Below are 13,677 nucleotides of genomic sequence, written 5' to 3'. Positions count from 1 at the left end.
ACCACCAGGATGCACACGCCGGCCAGATACGGAGCGATCACCAACGCGCCAAGGCCTCCCAGGCCTGCTCCGAGACGCGACCACCGAGGCATCATGCCCATTCCTGCTTCGTCCAAAACGCGGATGCTGCCACGGGCACGTAGCTCACTCTCGGCGAGGACGATGCCAGGCCGGAAAATACGGTGTCTTGCTGCGGCGACTGCCAACACAAAGGAGGCGACGTGCTGAGGACTTTCGGACGTTGCCGAGCTCACGACATAGTGGGCGTTGCTTCAGCGGTGGTGGCTCGTGGCCTGACCCATCGCCGGCATAGCCGGCTCCCACACGAGGCGCGCCGCTGTTTATTCGGTCGCCGGGCGACGGACGTATACGTAGCGGTGCGCGAGCCACTGCCGCGCGGTGCCGTCGGCCAGGATGAAGTGCTGGTCTTTACGGGTCTCGTCGGCGGAAACCGTCTGGATCACTTCGTCCATACGCAAGAGCTGACCCACTCCCGTGGAAGCGCTACCCGGCATGGCGAACGGCAGGAAGGTCACTTGTATCCGGTTGGTCGGATCGCGTTCGAAGCTGTTGGCCGTCATGATGCCGACGGCCGCTACCCGCGTGTCCATGGACACGTAGTTCCAGCGGCCCTCTAGCCGATTGAAACCGAGGTAATCGATCCGGCTGACCGTCTTGTCCGAGAGGTCGTCCGACACGTGCAAGGTCTCCTCGAGCAGCGAGCCGATCATCCTGCGCAACGCGACGCCGTGCGTGACCGTGGGCTTGGCGCCCGGTGACGGCCATACGGTTTCGGTGACATCCCAAACGCCGACCTGCGTAGCGAGCGCTCTTGCTTCGACACCCCAGGCATTGAGGTCTTCCGGCTCCTGCTGGGTGCTCGCGTGAGCGGGAAATAAGAGGGTCGCGGCGGCTATCGCTCCAACGTGCACAAGCGTCTTTCGGTACCCGGCCATGTCGGCTCCTTCATCGAGGTGGTCCGCAGCATTGCGGTCGGACTCACTGTAGATTGACGCCGGTGAGCGATAAATCACCTAATTGGCGCGTCTTCTTCAACCAAGGGTGGATAATGGACCGGTTAACGAGCATGGCGACCTTCGTGAAGACCGTGGACCTCGGTTCCTTCACCGCAGCGGCCGAGGTCATGGGCATGTCCGCGCAGATGGCGTCCAAGCACATTCTGTCGCTGGAGAGCCGGCTGAAGACGAGGCTCCTCCTGCGCACCACCCGAACCCAACATCTCACCGACTTCGGACGCATGTATTACGAGCGCTGCAAACTCGTACTCGCCGAGGTGGACGCGGCAGACTCGCTGGCCGCACAGGCGCGCGTCGCGCCAATCGGCCGGCTTCGGGTGACCGCTCCGGTGAGCTTCGCGCAGGCGTTGGCGTCGATGGTGGCGACTTACCTTCGTCAATACCCCGAAGCGGAAATCGATCTGATACTGAACGATCGATTCGTCGACCTTGTCGACGAGGGATACGACGTCGGTTTTCGCATCGGCGCGCCCGCGTCGTCCGCCCTGGTGGCACGACCGTTGCGGCCTTTCAGGCTGGTCGCCTGCGCTTCGCCTGCCTACCTCGAAGCACGCGGGCGTCCCGTCGAGCCGAACGACCTCACGAAGCACGACTGCCTGCAGTATGCGTTCTTGTCGCGTCCCGTGGCCGACGAGTGGCGCTTCGAACGCGATGGTCGCACCTACGATCCACCAGTATCGGGACAGTTCCGTACGAACGACGCGCACGCGCTTCTTGCTGCCGCGGTCGGAGGGTTCGGCATCGCCTATCTCTCGGAAGATCTGGTCGGACCCGCGCTGGCCGAGGGACGTCTGCTGCGTGTTCTCGAGGACTATGCGACGCACGCGCGTCCGATGCATTTGTTGACGGTCGCCGATGCCCGGCCAACGACGAAGCTACGCACCTTCGTCGACGCCGCGTTGCTGGCGTTCGGCGCCGCGTGACGCGCGCCGCCCGGCGATCGGGCCAACGCACCAACGTGAGCAAGGCCTCGGCGACACGGTCTGTTATCTCGCATCATCGTGCGGCGTGAGGAGCTGGCTGCGCTTCGATGCGTCCTTTCAGACGCCTTCGATCATGAAGACCCGATAATCCGCGCCCTTGAACCGGTGCTCCTTGGCTTCGGTGTAGAGAGGACTGTCGTACCAGGCGAGGGCTTCGTCCTTGGTGGGAAAGCTGAGGATCACCGCTCCCTCGACGGGACTGCCTTCCAGGGTCTGGATATCGCCGTAGAAAGCGAGCGGCGTCAGCGGATGACCTTCGCCCGCATGGTGGGCCTTCTCGGCATAGACCGCCATTTCCTGCGGGTCGTTGGTGCGCTCACGGGTGAATACGACATAGGTCGTCATGGCTGCATTTCCTGGTGTGACCTCGGATAGATGGCTGGCCGTGCGCCTTGCACGGCCAGCCGGGAAAGCATTACCAGGGAAGCGTCTTGCCGAGATAGGAGAAGCTTCCCGTGGGGCCATCGGCTCCAATCAACGCCATGCCGACGCTGCTCTTGGCGCCTGTCGGCACGTCGATTTCACCTTGACCGCCGTTCATATCGGTCTGCACGTAACCGGGATGGATCGCGTTGACCTTGATCGGCGTGTCGCGCAGCTCATAAGCCAGATGCACGGTCCACGAGTTGATCGCGGATTTCGACGCGTCGTACGCCGGGATCTTGAAGTTGTAGATCGGGGAATTCGGATCGACATGCATGGCGATCGAGCCCAGTTGGCTCGACACATTGACGATGCGTGCCGCCGGTGCCGCCTTGAGCAACGGGAGGAAGGCCTGGGTCACTTCGACCACGGCGAACAGGTTGGTGTCGAACGTCTCGCGCCAGGCTTTCAGTGTCTGCGCCGACGGCGCCTTGCTCATGTCGTCGACGACGATGCCGGCGTTGTTCACCAGGATGTCGAGCTTTCCGTAGCGCGAGCTCACTTCGGCCACTGCCTTCGCGATGCTCTCGCTGCTGGTGACTTCGAGCAGGATCGGCTCGACCGGAAGGCCTTCGGCCTTGAGCTTCTCAGCGGCTTCCTTCGTGCGACCTGCGTCGCGGCCGGCGAGGAGCGTGGTCACCCCGGTCTGGGCGAGCTGACGAACCGTTTCAAGGCCGATGCCGCGTGTAGCCCCCGTAACGAGGGCGACTTTCTGTGTAGCGTTCATGGCGTGTCCCTATCGAAGAATGGCGAGGCGTCCCGGTAGGTCCGGGACACTGACAATCGACATAGGGACACCCTCCGGTCAGATAAAGGGGGCGCGGCGAAGACCCGGCGTGGACTCAGGCAGATAGCTGCTTCATCAGCACCGCCGCCGCTTCCGACGACGAGGCGGGATTCTGTCCGGTGATCAGCAGGCCGTCCGTGACGACATACGAACCCCAGTCCGGGCCCTTCGAGTAGCGGCCGCCCTTGGCCTTGAGTTCGTCTTCGACAAGGAAGGGCACGATCTCCGTGAGACCGACGCCTGCTTCCTCGGTGTTGGTGAAACCCGTGACCTGCTTACCGTCGACCAACGGCTTGCCGTTCGACGCCATGACATGGCGGAGTACGCCCGGCGCGTGACACACCAGAGCGACCGGCTTGCCGGCTTCGATGAACGACTCGATAAGCGCGATGGAGTGCTTGTCTTCGGCGAGGTCCCACAACGGGCCATGGCCACCCGGATAGAACACGGTGTCGAAGTCGGCCTGCGATACGCTGTCCAGGCGAACCGTGTTGGCGAGTTGGGCGTTCGCGGCGGCGTCGGCTTCGAAGCGACGTGTAAGGTCGGTCTGGAACGACGGCTCGTTGCTCTTCGGATCCAGCGGCGGCTGACCGCCCTTGGGCGAGGCGAGCACGATCTCGGCGCCGGCGTCCTTGAACGTGTAATACGGCGCGGCCAGTTCTTCCAGCCAGAAGCCGGTCTTGCGGCCGGTGTTGCCGAGTTCGTCGTGCGAGGTCAGAACGATGAGGACTTTCATGGTGGTTCTCCTGCATGCGGATGTGAAGTAGACCAGTCGTCTAGATGGAACGTACAAAAATAAGCACGTCTCGGTGGCGTGCTTTGAGCGACCCTCGCCCGTCAGGGCGAGAGCGCGAGCATGTGGCGCGTGGTCTTCATCGCCTTATCGAACGGCTCGGTGTTGCGGACGATCTTCACCATGACGCTCGCGCCCAGCCAGAGTTGATACAGGCTCTGCGCGACGTCTTCCGGCGCGTCGTCGACCGGCAGCGAACCATCGGCCGCGCCGGCCTGAATCGCCTGGGCAAGCTGCTCGATGATTCCCGAGGTGCCGCGCTGAAGCGACGTGCGCATGGCTTCGGACAGGTCCGCGACCTCTGCGCCGAGCTTCACCGCAAGGCATTTGCCCTGGCAGTCATGGAAGGATTGGTTGTCCTGCCAAGCCTGGAAGTAGTTCTCGAGTCGACGGGACATCGGACCGCCGGCCTGGCGCAGCGTCCGGTCCATGTCGGCCAGGTAATCCTCGAAGTAGTCCTCGAGTAGCGCCTCACCAAAGGCTTCCTTCGAGCCGAAGTAGTGATAGAACGAGCCCTTCGGCACGCCAGCCGCCGTCAGGATTTCGTTGAGACCAACCGCCGAGAAGCCCTTGCCGCCCATGATCCTCTGGCCGGTAGCCAGGATCCTGTCGCGGACGTCGGAGGATTCGGTGAAGGCGGCGGAAGGGCTCATGGGGAAAGGAGTGTACGGTGAATTAGACCGGTCGTCTAGTGTCGTGCCGACGAGCTGTTCAGTGCCGGAATGGTTGGAGGTTATAACGGGTCGCGCCCTGCGTGCACCAGGGCGTGACCACGTGCAGCCCACGCGTGTCCTGCTCGTCCACCCGTTGTGGATGACACGGAAACGACAGTGCGATGCCCAGGCTAAGGCTAAGGCTGTCGTCTTCCCATTTCTCTCAAGGAGACGCGCCTTGTTGTCACTCGGTCGCGAGGAATGCGCGTGTGTGACTTACATATTCAACGTGATGCTGGAAAAGAGCGCCATGACCCGCGTTCGGATAGATGATGAGCATTGCGTTCGGAAGGTGCGCAGCGAGAGTGAACGTATTGGCCGTCGGAATCATGCCGTCATCGATTCCGTTCGTGACGAGCACGGGGTGCCGTATCTTCGCGAGCTTTGCTGCAACGTCACCCTTCCAATTCGCCCATTCGATCATCGCCTGGAGCTGAGCCGGGGCAACGGCCGGAGTCGGAGCGAGGTCGGCCTCGGCCACACGCGACGCAAGGCGAGAAAGAAATGCGTCGGCAGCCTCCAGGGCTACGGGTGTCGTCGGAAAGAACAGACGCTTGAGTTTCTCGGACGGGGAGATTGCTGCGTCCGTATAGATTGCAATGAGCTCCGGGCGATCCATGCCGGCTCCCGGTCCGCCCTCCGGCGCACTTCCCGATATAACGAGACGGCCAACGAGGTCGGGCCGGGCAATTGCAATTTCCTGCGCAAGGAAACCACCGAGCGAGTAGCCGAGGATATGCACTTTCGACAGGCGGAGCGCATCGAGGAAGTGCAGTACGTGCTCGGCCATACCCGCGATGGTCGAAGATACCTCACCTCCCGAACGGCCCACGCCAGCGTTTTCGAACAGGATGACCTCGCGGTCCACAGCGTGCGCATCGACGATCGCCGGATCCCAGTTGTCCAACGTGCCCGTGAAATGCTGCAGGCAAAGCAGCGGCGTCCTTCCTGCCTTACCGAATCGGCGGTAGGCATAGCGCACTCCATTCGCTTCGATATAGAGGTTGTCGGCCGTCGCCGCAGTCATCTGACTCATGCTTATTGCTCCAGAATTGAAGTTGATTGGCGACTGTGGGTCAGCGAAGGGTGATGTCACTGAGCTCGATGGAGACGACCAGAGGCTCACTGAGCGACGTACCGTCAGGAAGTCGCGGGAAGATGCGTCTACGGGTCGGAATTCGAATACCTGAAACGTCGGCATAGTTGTCGACGTAGTGCGCGCCGGGCGTGTTACCCGCGATCTCCACGTCGTAATCAAGACGGCGCACCAGGCCGTCCGGGCCCACATAGATCGCCTGCGCCTTGCTGAAGACTTCGAGCGAGTCTGGATAGTGGACGCCGATCTTCCGCCAGGTCTCTCCGTTTTCCTCCCACGCGCCGGCATCCTCGGCAACCACACCATCCCAGGCAAGCACAAAAGGCGTGTTCAGATAGGTCCACATGGCGCAGCCGGCGAAGAATGCGAGTTGGATGTCGTTCCACTCCGTTTCGAGGGTGTGACCTGCGAACGAGGCGCGGGGATGGTCGGACGCGTCGATCACGGCGCCCGATGGATCCAGTAGTGCGATGCGTCGACCCGTGAACTCTGACCGCGCGGCAATGACACCAAAGGGGGCGTGCGACGCCCATTGCCGATCTGTCGCGACGGTGACGGACGTTTGGTCGAGCACCCCGGCCTTGCCTTTCAACCCCCAAAGCGCACCGCCCTGGGCGAGCGTCGCCTGAATCGTCCTGAAGCTTCGCCAGCGCTCCAGGCCGCCGTGTGCCCGAAGGACGTCATCGACGAGGGCGCTCATGGCCGCACCCCATTACCGTGCGGGCTCATCACGAGAACGGCGCGAAAGCGAACTTCTGCATTCATCATGAGCTTGTAGGCCTCGGCTGCGCGCTCGAGTGGAAAGACCTCGACCATCGGCTTGATGTCCTGCATCTGCGCGAAGGCGAGCGCTCGCTCGTTGTCGACGACCGTACCCGTCAGCGTGCCCTGGATGTGACGGCCGCCGAAGACCAACGTGACCGTATCGGCCGACACCGGATCCGCGGCTACTGCAACGACCATGAGGGTGCCCCGCGGAGCAAGACCCGCGATGATCTCGGACATGCCTTTGCCTGTCGGAGCCGTCGCAATGATGGCTTGTGCGCCACCGAGCTTCTTGAGGGCTGTGGCCGCATCCTCGGCCGACGAGTCGATGTAGTCGTGGGCACCAAGACCTTTGGCAAGCTCGTCCTTGTCGCCGCCGCAAGCGATGACGACGGTACGAAAGCCCATCTTCCGCGCGAACTGCACGGCGAGGTGGCCGAGGCCGCCAAGGCCGAGAATGGCCACGACGTCACCGGCGCGGGCACCGCTGTTTCGTAGTGCATTGAACGTCGTGAGCCCGGCGCACAGCAACGGTGCAGCCTCGGTTGCGTCCAGCGACTCCGGCACGCTGACCAGGCCGCGAGCTTCGGCAACCATGACTTCGGCATAGCCGCCGTCGATCGTCATGCCGGAAATCACGGGATTGTCGCAGGTGACGAAGTCGCCTCTTCGACAGGACGGACAGCTCCCGTCTTCTCCTGCGAGGAAGCCAACGCCGACGCGGTCTCCCACCTTCCAGCCGGCGACGGTGGCGCCGAGCGACGCAATGCGCCCGACGACTTCGTGGCCAGGCACTCGGGGAAATGGTATGCCGGCCGTACCCTCGACCGTGGCGCTGTCGGAGTGGCAGACACCGCATGCTTCAACGCGAATGAGTACCTGGCCCTCGCCCGGTGTCGGAACGGGGCGCTGCTGAATCTCGAGGATGCCCGGCGCGACCGCGACAGCGGCTTTGTAGGTCGTCATGGGAGGCACCTCAGCTGAAATGGAAGTTCGAGAGATCGACGCCGACAATCAGCGGCTCCGGGAGCGCAACGTTGTCCGGCGTGCGTGGATAGATGCGGAACCGGGTCGGCATCTTCATTCCCTGAACATCGATGTAGTCGCTGACGTACCGAGCCGCAGCGTTGCGTCCCTGTATGTCGACCTCGTAGTCGTGGCGACGCAGGAGGCCGTCGACGTCGAAGTAGAACGTCTGGACGGTGCTGTGGGTGCCAATGTCTACGGGAAACACGACCCTCAGACGGCGCCACGGAAGGCCATCGACCGTCCAGGGCGACATTTCCTCAGCCTCCACTCCTGCCCTCGCAAGCAGGAAGGGCGAGGTGAGATACGTCCACATGGTGTAACCCGCGAAATAGGCGAGTTGGGTATTGGTCCACGGCGTTTCCATCTCGAACCCCTCGAAGGAAGCGCGTGGATCATCCAGTGCCTCGACGAGAACGTCTTCCGGCGTACGCAACTCGACCCTTGACGGCGTGTAGATCGAATGGTCCTGACTGGGTGCGAACGGACCGTGGGAAACGCGCTGCTCGTGGAGTTGGACGGTGACCTTGCTGTCGGTCAACACACCGTCGCGCTGCTTCAGACGCCAGATGAGCCCCGAATGGTGCAGGCTCGCTGTCAGCGTGTTGAAGCTGTCGAAGCGTTCCATGCCACCTGCGGCATCCATGGCGAACTGGAGAAGACTGTTCATATGTAACCGATTCCTGTGCTCGAAGGGCTTCTTCCGGTCATGGTGCCGACGCACCGTCCGGCGGCAAAGGACAAAGACGTCCGCGTTTCCGGACACCTAAGCGCCGTTTCTACGAGTCCAGGGGAACAATCACACTGCTGCCGTGCAGTCATGCAATGGTGCGACGTCGAGCGGTGCACGGTCGGGTACACGTCTCCGCCACGCTCGTGGCGACACCCCCTCAAAACTTACGAAGGCTCGAACGAACTGCACCTGCTCAGGGAATCCGCAGACGGCAGCGACTTCGGCCAGTGATTTCGTGGTTTCCGCGAGCGTCTTCTTGGCGAGCTCAATGCGTCGCCATTTTCCCCATTGCATCGGAGTCACCCCATGGGTCAAGCGGAATGCCCGGCGGAAATCCCGGGCTGATAGTCCGCAGGCGCTGGCGATGGCACCGGTGTCGAACCCCGCGATCAGTTGCTCATTCATCAAGCGGATCGCCAGGTCATTCATGGTTGTGGTCAGCCCACGCTGCGCCCTGACCGATGCTGGGACGTGAGCGGCGCCGTGGGCAGCGCGCAGCGCCAGTGCGACCTCGGCAAACACCTGAGAGGGGAAGGGCTCCAGTGCGGCGATACGCGACAGCAAGGAGCAAAGCCTCGAAACGATCGAGCAGGACGGCCGCGCGCTGGCCGGTGCCACCTCTTCATCGATTGGGTGGATGGCATAACCGAGGTCCGGTCGCGTGCCGCGCCGTTCGGCATAGGCGATGAAAAGTGGGGTTCGCGAATCGGTATCGAGAGCGGTGAAGCGGACGTCGACGATACCGCTCCGACGCTTGATCTGTCCGGCGGCGCGCTCAAGCGTGTCACCGGACAGAGGGTCCGCTGCCGGGTACGTGCGATCGACACGAAATCCGTCGAACCCCATCTTGGACAGACAACCCGTCATCAGAACCCCGAAAGAACCAACTTCCCGCGCGCACGATGGCTATCGAGAAGCTCATGGGCCCTGCGCAGGTTCTCGGCGTTGATGACGCCTATGTGCTCGCCAAGCGTGGTCCTCAGCACACCTTCGTCGATGAGCGCGGCGACGCGCGCCAATAGCGCTTGCTGCTTACTCATATCGATCGTTCGGTACATCGAACGAGTGAACATGAACTCCCAATGCAGTGATATGGACTTGCGCTTGAGCGGCATCGCGTCGAGTGTCGCTGGATCGTCGATGAGAGCGAACTGCCCCTGGGGCTTGAGGAGCTCGACGATCTGGCCGTAGTACTGTTCCGTGTGCGTCAGGCTGATGACGTGGTCGACGACCGGGTGGCCCAGCGCAGCGAGTTGCGGCTGCAGCGGCTGCGCGTGGTCCACCACAGCGTGCGCACCGAGCTCGCGAATCCATGCCTGGGTTTCGGGGCGCGATGCCGTACCAATGACGGTCAGCCTGGTGAGCTTTGCTGCCAGCTGCACGAGGATCGAACCGACACCGCCGCCTGCGCCGATCACCAAGAGGGACTCGCCCTCTCCCCCCTGCTCGGGTATGCGCAGCCGATCGAACAGTAACTCCCACGCCGTGATGGTCGTCAAAGGCATCGCTGCGGCCTGGGGCGCCGACAGCGAGATCGGCGCGCGTGAGACGATGCGATGGTCCACGAGCGTGTATTCCGCATAGGTACCCGGGCGTGTGATATCGCCTGAAAACCAGACAACGTCGCCGATCCTGAAGTCCGCCACGGCGGCTCCTACTGCCTCGATCGTGCCCACGCCGTCCCAGCCGAGGGTACGCGGACCAGCGGGCTGAACAGCCGAACGAAGCTTGGCATCGACCGGATTGGCGGCGATGGCGGAGATGTGGACCAGGAGGTCGTTGTCGCCCGGAACGGGCGTGGGAAGATTTGCTTCGTAGAGAGAAGCGGGGTCGGACAGCGGGAGACCCGCCTTGTCGTAGACGATTGCCTTCATGGTTCGCTCCTGGGAAGAGGGTGCTGTGTAGTTCAGAAAACGACGATGGACGCCTGAAGGAGCCGAGCGTCCCGGCCGCGATGCCGGATGTCGGATGCCGCCCGACATATGAGCTGTCCATCCTGGAAATTTCTTGCGTCGTAGGCATCCGAAAGGTTGACGAGCAAGGAAATGCTCTCGTCTTCCTGAATCTTCCTCACGATCGCCGTGATCGCCACGGGACAGCTCGTATCAGCCTGGTAAACCTCGACCGATCTGCGGGTCCGGGTGGTCAGATCGTCGGCCAAAGCGTTCAAGCGACGTCGGTCCGCATCGATTAGGATGAGGTCGTAACCTTGCAAGGCGAGATGTTCGGCGCATGCGATACCCAGGCCCGAAGCTGCCCCGGTCACCACCGCTGTATGACATGGCGTAGACATCTCGTGCTCGTAGGCGGCAACTGCAATTCCTTGTGCCCGTGGACAAATGCTGCACTCAAGGGCCGGTTCCGCCAATGACACAGACCGCCCGTTTTTCGGACATTCCCCAGGTAATCGTGATGCATAAAATTGGGTATTTTCTGCCTGAAGGCTTTCAGGTCATGGCGATGGGAACGCAATCCGTTTTCGAGATGGCCAATATCGTCGCCCGCGAGCAGGCCTATCAGGTGGTCGACTATTCCCTCACGGGCGGGAAGGTGCGGTCGTCGCTTGGCACCATGGTCCTTACCGAACCTGCCCGGGACGCCGCGGTCGTCGACACGTGGATGATCTGCGGCGTGGTCAACCCATTGTCTATCGACCATTCGCCGGCACAAACGGACTTCATCGGCCACGTCGCGCGTAGCGCCCGGCGCCTGGCGGGACTCTGCACTGGCGCCTTTGCCCTCGGCGATGCCGGCTTGCTCGACGGGCGGCGAGTGACAACACACTGGGCGTTTGCAAATCAATTGCGTAAGCGTTATCCGGGCGCGCAGGTTGAGGAAGATCGGATCTTCATCGTCGACGGCTCGATCTGGACATCGGCCGGGCTCACCGCGGCCATGGATCTCTCGCTGGCCATGGTTGAGAAGGACCTTGGGCCCGAGGTCGCGAGCTCGGTCGCGCACGTTCTGGTCATGCACTACCGGCGCTCGGGCGGACAGTCGCAGCATTCCGAGGTGCTTCGGCTCGGCGCAAAGTCAGAGCGTATCCAGGCGGCGCTCGACTACGCCCGAAGGAATCTTTCTCAACCCCTGACGGTCGACGAGCTCGCGCAGACCGTGCACCTCAGTCCCCGTCAGTTCAGTCGGATTTTCCAGCTTGAGACGGGGCGCTCCCCACGCAAAGCCATAGAGCAGATGAGACTCGAGGAAGCCCGCAACATGATCGAGCGCGGGCGTCATTCGCTCGAGATTGTCGCGCGCGAAACAGGGTTCCGGGACAGGAAACATCTTCGGGAGGTCTTCGTACGGGGATACGGAATCACCCCCCAGGTGCTCCGGCGGGAGCGGCGGCCACTCCGAGGCCGTCAAGTCGAGGGCGCTCGCGCAGACATGCCCCGTGAGTCTGGTTCACGCGACACTTGAGCTCGTATGCCTTTCCCTAACGTGCCGCTCCGCTGTCGACCGGCGGCAGGAGTGTGCCCTGCGCCGCGCGGATCAGCGTGCCGATCATCACGGTGGCAAGAGCCAGATTCGTCATGACGAAGAGCGGCAGGCCAAGCTGCGGGATTGCGCCGACAACGCCACGGGAGGTCATTGTCATGGCGGTCCCCGAAAGCGCTGTCAGGCCGAAAGTAAAGGCCCAGTAACTCGGTGCAAATGGCTGCTCGGCTATCCACGGCATCAGGCGCAGCAGCACCAACAGTTGCAACATGCCGTAGCCCCAGGTTGCCTGGGCCAGCATCTCCGGAACGCCTTGGGTGTTCGCCAGCCATGCGGCGACGGCGACGACGGGAGGAGCCAGCTGTATGCCAAGCGTGGGACGAAGCGCTGTCGGCAGGGGCTGGGCGTGGAACAGCCGGTTGACAATGACGGACTCGAGGCCGAGCCACGCGAACAGTCCAGCGCCGAAGAACAACACTCCCCACGAAGGAAGGCCAAGTGTCCCGGCCGCGATGGCGGTGATGAAGTTGCCCGCGACCGAAGGCAGGTAGATAACGGGCGTCACCGTGGTCACCTCACGACCGCCCTTGAGCATGCCGCCCACACGCCAGACGCTGAAAAGTACATGACCGGCCCCTCCGACGATCAATGCAACCAGGGCGAGTAGATGCGCGTGCGGCGCGAGCACCACCGCCATCAGTGCTGTGGTTGCGGGTGCAAGCCCGATGAAGCAACACTGCACCGGATGGCTCGCCTCCTCGATCGCCGCGTCGCGGTGGGCGATCCATTTGAATGTGTAGGAAACGCTCACCGCGAGCCAGACAACGAAGGCGACCACCATGATGCCCTCACCAATCTCGGGAGGCAGTCCCCACAGGTGACTGGCGATGCGCCAGTTGCTGCCGAGCCCCACAAGGCCGAGGACCATGCCGAAGAACGAAGCGGGGATCGGGCGCAGCGAGGCCATGACACATCCAATGCGGAAACCGTTGTCAATGTCGCGGTGTATGGTCCCCGCGTATTGGAAATCCTTCAGGTCAGAAACCAAAGGGATCAGCAGGTGACGATGTCCCACATCCGTTGTTCGCTAGAACAGCTCCCCCTGCGGCGAAGCGACCCTCGGCGGCACGAACCGCGACGTATCCAACACCGTATCCCAAGCCCGATCCAATCCCGCCTTCCGCGTCGCCACCTGCACCCGCTTGCGGATAATGTCCGCAAGCACCCCCTGACCGCGCATGCGCGTCGCAAAGTTCGAGTCGTAGTCCTTCCCACCATTCATCTGCTCGCCAGGGCGGCGCGCGTCAGTCGCCACTTCTTTCGATCGGCTGGTACGGGTCGGTGTTGCTGCCATGTTGATCGGCTTGCACACGTAGCTGCGCTTCGCCAACTCGCCGCGGAGCACTTCCTCCAGGGTGGTCTTTGCGAAGAGCTTGGTCTCGAAATCCAGTCCAGCGGAGAGGTTGGGGTAGCCTTGCGATGTACGGGCGTAGCAGTAGATGCACCAGCACTTTATGACGATCTAGAAAGTGTTCAGTTTTTAGGTCGTGCTGCTTGAAGTAGCCAGCGGGCCCGTTCGCGTGATTCATTCACGCGCGCAATCAGCCTTCGAGCGGGGCCGCCCGGCGAAAACATGCGGCCGACGACTACTTAGAACACACACGAAACCGCAGCGCGGCTTGCCCCCTACGGCGCCTCGCGATCAGACCTGGAACAAGATGATAAAGAGCCACCCCAAGGTTACTGTGAGGCACAGGGCGATGATCGCCCAAGGCCTCGCCCGAGGGGAACCACCAACGTCATCCTCTCCAAACAACGGAAGACGCTTAAATGTGAAAATTTCATAATCAGGCTTCAGTTTCATTCGCCGAACATATTCCCCT

The 13,677-nt window shown here is 62.4% G+C and carries 15 protein-coding genes and 1 pseudogene; 2 read left to right on the top strand and 14 right to left on the bottom strand.

Features of this window, described 5'->3' with window-relative positions; translation table 11 throughout:
- Positions 1 to 341: 341 nt before the first annotated feature.
- Positions 342 to 956: a DUF1579 family protein gene (locus VM621_RS01370; protein WP_325467196.1), complete on the bottom strand. Its 615-nt coding sequence runs from the start codon at positions 954 to 956 to the stop codon at positions 342 to 344.
- 131 nt (positions 957 to 1,087) lie between these two features.
- Here VM621_RS01370 and VM621_RS01365 point away from each other — a divergent pair, with 131 nt between their 5' ends.
- The gene (locus VM621_RS01365; protein ID WP_325467195.1) at positions 1,088 to 1,960 is read left to right on the top strand and encodes a LysR family transcriptional regulator; all 873 of its coding nucleotides are present in this window, start codon (positions 1,088 to 1,090) and stop codon (positions 1,958 to 1,960) included.
- 117 nt (positions 1,961 to 2,077) lie between these two features.
- Here VM621_RS01365 and VM621_RS01360 read toward each other — a convergent pair whose 3' ends face one another.
- From VM621_RS01360 to VM621_RS01310, 11 genes are all read right to left on the bottom strand, one after another.
- Positions 2,078 to 2,365, bottom strand: a complete 288-nt coding sequence (locus VM621_RS01360; protein WP_325467194.1) for a DUF1330 domain-containing protein — start codon at positions 2,363 to 2,365, stop codon at positions 2,078 to 2,080.
- Positions 2,366 to 2,435: 70 nt separating this feature from the next.
- The gene (locus VM621_RS01355) at positions 2,436 to 3,170 is read right to left on the bottom strand and encodes an SDR family oxidoreductase (protein ID WP_325467193.1); all 735 of its coding nucleotides are present in this window, start codon (positions 3,168 to 3,170) and stop codon (positions 2,436 to 2,438) included.
- 115 nt (positions 3,171 to 3,285) lie between these two features.
- Positions 3,286 to 3,966 carry a type 1 glutamine amidotransferase domain-containing protein gene (locus VM621_RS01350; RefSeq protein ID WP_325467192.1) on the bottom strand — a complete coding sequence of 227 codons (681 nt, stop codon included), beginning with the start codon at positions 3,964 to 3,966 and terminating at the stop codon, positions 3,286 to 3,288.
- A gap of 101 nt (positions 3,967 to 4,067) precedes the next feature.
- Positions 4,068 to 4,676 carry a TetR/AcrR family transcriptional regulator gene (locus VM621_RS01345; RefSeq protein WP_325467191.1) on the bottom strand — a complete coding sequence of 203 codons (609 nt, stop codon included), beginning with the start codon at positions 4,674 to 4,676 and terminating at the stop codon, positions 4,068 to 4,070.
- Between the two features lie 244 nt (positions 4,677 to 4,920).
- Positions 4,921 to 5,772, bottom strand: a complete 852-nt coding sequence (locus VM621_RS01340; protein ID WP_325467190.1) for an alpha/beta hydrolase — start codon at positions 5,770 to 5,772, stop codon at positions 4,921 to 4,923.
- 40 nt (positions 5,773 to 5,812) lie between these two features.
- Positions 5,813 to 6,532 (bottom strand): hypothetical protein, encoded by a 720-nt coding sequence (locus VM621_RS01335; protein ID WP_325467189.1) that lies wholly within the window; start codon positions 6,530 to 6,532, stop codon positions 5,813 to 5,815.
- Positions 6,529 to 7,611 carry an alcohol dehydrogenase catalytic domain-containing protein gene (locus VM621_RS01330; RefSeq protein WP_325467188.1) on the bottom strand — a complete coding sequence of 361 codons (1,083 nt, stop codon included), beginning with the start codon at positions 7,609 to 7,611 and terminating at the stop codon, positions 6,529 to 6,531. The genes VM621_RS01335 and VM621_RS01330 overlap by 4 nt, the downstream gene beginning before the upstream one ends.
- Positions 7,574 to 8,293 carry a hypothetical protein gene (locus tag VM621_RS01325; RefSeq protein ID WP_325467187.1) on the bottom strand — a complete coding sequence of 240 codons (720 nt, stop codon included), beginning with the start codon at positions 8,291 to 8,293 and terminating at the stop codon, positions 7,574 to 7,576. Before VM621_RS01325 ends, VM621_RS01330 begins: the two co-directional genes overlap by 38 nt.
- Positions 8,294 to 8,422: 129 nt before the next feature.
- On the bottom strand, positions 8,423 to 9,223 hold the full coding sequence (locus VM621_RS01320) for an AraC family transcriptional regulator (protein WP_325467186.1): 801 nt from the start codon (positions 9,221 to 9,223) through the stop codon (positions 8,423 to 8,425).
- Positions 9,223 to 10,230 carry a zinc-binding alcohol dehydrogenase family protein gene (locus VM621_RS01315; protein WP_325467185.1) on the bottom strand — a complete coding sequence of 336 codons (1,008 nt, stop codon included), beginning with the start codon at positions 10,228 to 10,230 and terminating at the stop codon, positions 9,223 to 9,225. The genes VM621_RS01320 and VM621_RS01315 overlap by 1 nt, the downstream gene beginning before the upstream one ends.
- Positions 10,231 to 10,262: 32 nt before the next feature.
- Complete coding sequence (locus tag VM621_RS01310; RefSeq protein WP_325467184.1) at positions 10,263 to 10,649, bottom strand: SDR family NAD(P)-dependent oxidoreductase; 387 nt, start codon at positions 10,647 to 10,649, stop codon at positions 10,263 to 10,265.
- A 74-nt stretch (positions 10,650 to 10,723) separates the two neighbouring features.
- Here VM621_RS01310 and VM621_RS01305 point away from each other — a divergent pair, with 74 nt between their 5' ends.
- On the top strand, positions 10,724 to 11,776 hold the full coding sequence (locus tag VM621_RS01305) for a GlxA family transcriptional regulator (protein WP_325467183.1): 1,053 nt from the start codon (positions 10,724 to 10,726) through the stop codon (positions 11,774 to 11,776).
- Between the two features lie 16 nt (positions 11,777 to 11,792).
- Here VM621_RS01305 and tehA read toward each other — a convergent pair whose 3' ends face one another.
- Together tehA and VM621_RS19555 are read right to left on the bottom strand one after the other, a co-directional pair.
- A complete protein-coding gene (tehA, locus tag VM621_RS01300; protein WP_325467182.1) occupies positions 11,793 to 12,761 on the bottom strand; it encodes a dicarboxylate transporter/tellurite-resistance protein TehA in 969 nt (322 codons plus the stop codon).
- Positions 12,762 to 13,110: 349 nt separating this feature from the next.
- Positions 13,111 to 13,298 (bottom strand): annotated as a pseudogene (locus VM621_RS19555) (radical SAM protein); the annotation flags it as partial.
- Positions 13,299 to 13,677: the final 379 nt, after the last annotated feature.

The sequence above is a fragment of the Luteibacter sp. genome (assembly GCF_035539195.1).
GTDB lineage: Bacteria > Pseudomonadota > Gammaproteobacteria > Xanthomonadales > Rhodanobacteraceae > Luteibacter.
Note: the sequence above shows the minus strand (reverse complement) of the source record. Positions and strands in the feature narration are given on the sequence as shown.

Bases quoted from the DNA above. Each gene is read 5' to 3' on its own strand.
- VM621_RS01355 (WP_325467193.1), bottom strand. From the start codon at position 3,170: ATGAACGCTACACAGAAAGTCGCCCTCGTTACGGGGGCTACACGCGGC.
- VM621_RS01350 (WP_325467192.1), bottom strand. From the start codon at position 3,966: ATGAAAGTCCTCATCGTTCTGACCTCGCACGACGAACTCGGCAACACC.
- VM621_RS01310 (WP_325467184.1), bottom strand. From the start codon at position 10,649: ATGTCTACGCCATGTCATACAGCGGTGGTGACCGGGGCAGCTTCGGGC.
- VM621_RS01305 (WP_325467183.1), top strand. From the start codon at position 10,724: ATGACACAGACCGCCCGTTTTTCGGACATTCCCCAGGTAATCGTGATG.
- VM621_RS01335 (WP_325467189.1), bottom strand. From the start codon at position 6,532: ATGAGCGCCCTCGTCGATGACGTCCTTCGGGCACACGGCGGCCTGGAG.
- VM621_RS01320 (WP_325467186.1), bottom strand. From the start codon at position 9,223: ATGACGGGTTGTCTGTCCAAGATGGGGTTCGACGGATTTCGTGTCGAT.
- VM621_RS01360 (WP_325467194.1), bottom strand. From the start codon at position 2,365: ATGACGACCTATGTCGTATTCACCCGTGAGCGCACCAACGACCCGCAG.
- VM621_RS01370 (WP_325467196.1), bottom strand. From the start codon at position 956: ATGGCCGGGTACCGAAAGACGCTTGTGCACGTTGGAGCGATAGCCGCC.
- VM621_RS01345 (WP_325467191.1), bottom strand. From the start codon at position 4,676: ATGAGCCCTTCCGCCGCCTTCACCGAATCCTCCGACGTCCGCGACAGG.
- VM621_RS01315 (WP_325467185.1), bottom strand. From the start codon at position 10,230: ATGAAGGCAATCGTCTACGACAAGGCGGGTCTCCCGCTGTCCGACCCC.
- VM621_RS01325 (WP_325467187.1), bottom strand. From the start codon at position 8,293: ATGAACAGTCTTCTCCAGTTCGCCATGGATGCCGCAGGTGGCATGGAA.
- VM621_RS01365 (WP_325467195.1), top strand. From the start codon at position 1,088: ATGGCGACCTTCGTGAAGACCGTGGACCTCGGTTCCTTCACCGCAGCG.
- VM621_RS01340 (WP_325467190.1), bottom strand. From the start codon at position 5,772: ATGAGTCAGATGACTGCGGCGACGGCCGACAACCTCTATATCGAAGCG.
- tehA (WP_325467182.1), bottom strand. From the start codon at position 12,761: ATGGCCTCGCTGCGCCCGATCCCCGCTTCGTTCTTCGGCATGGTCCTC.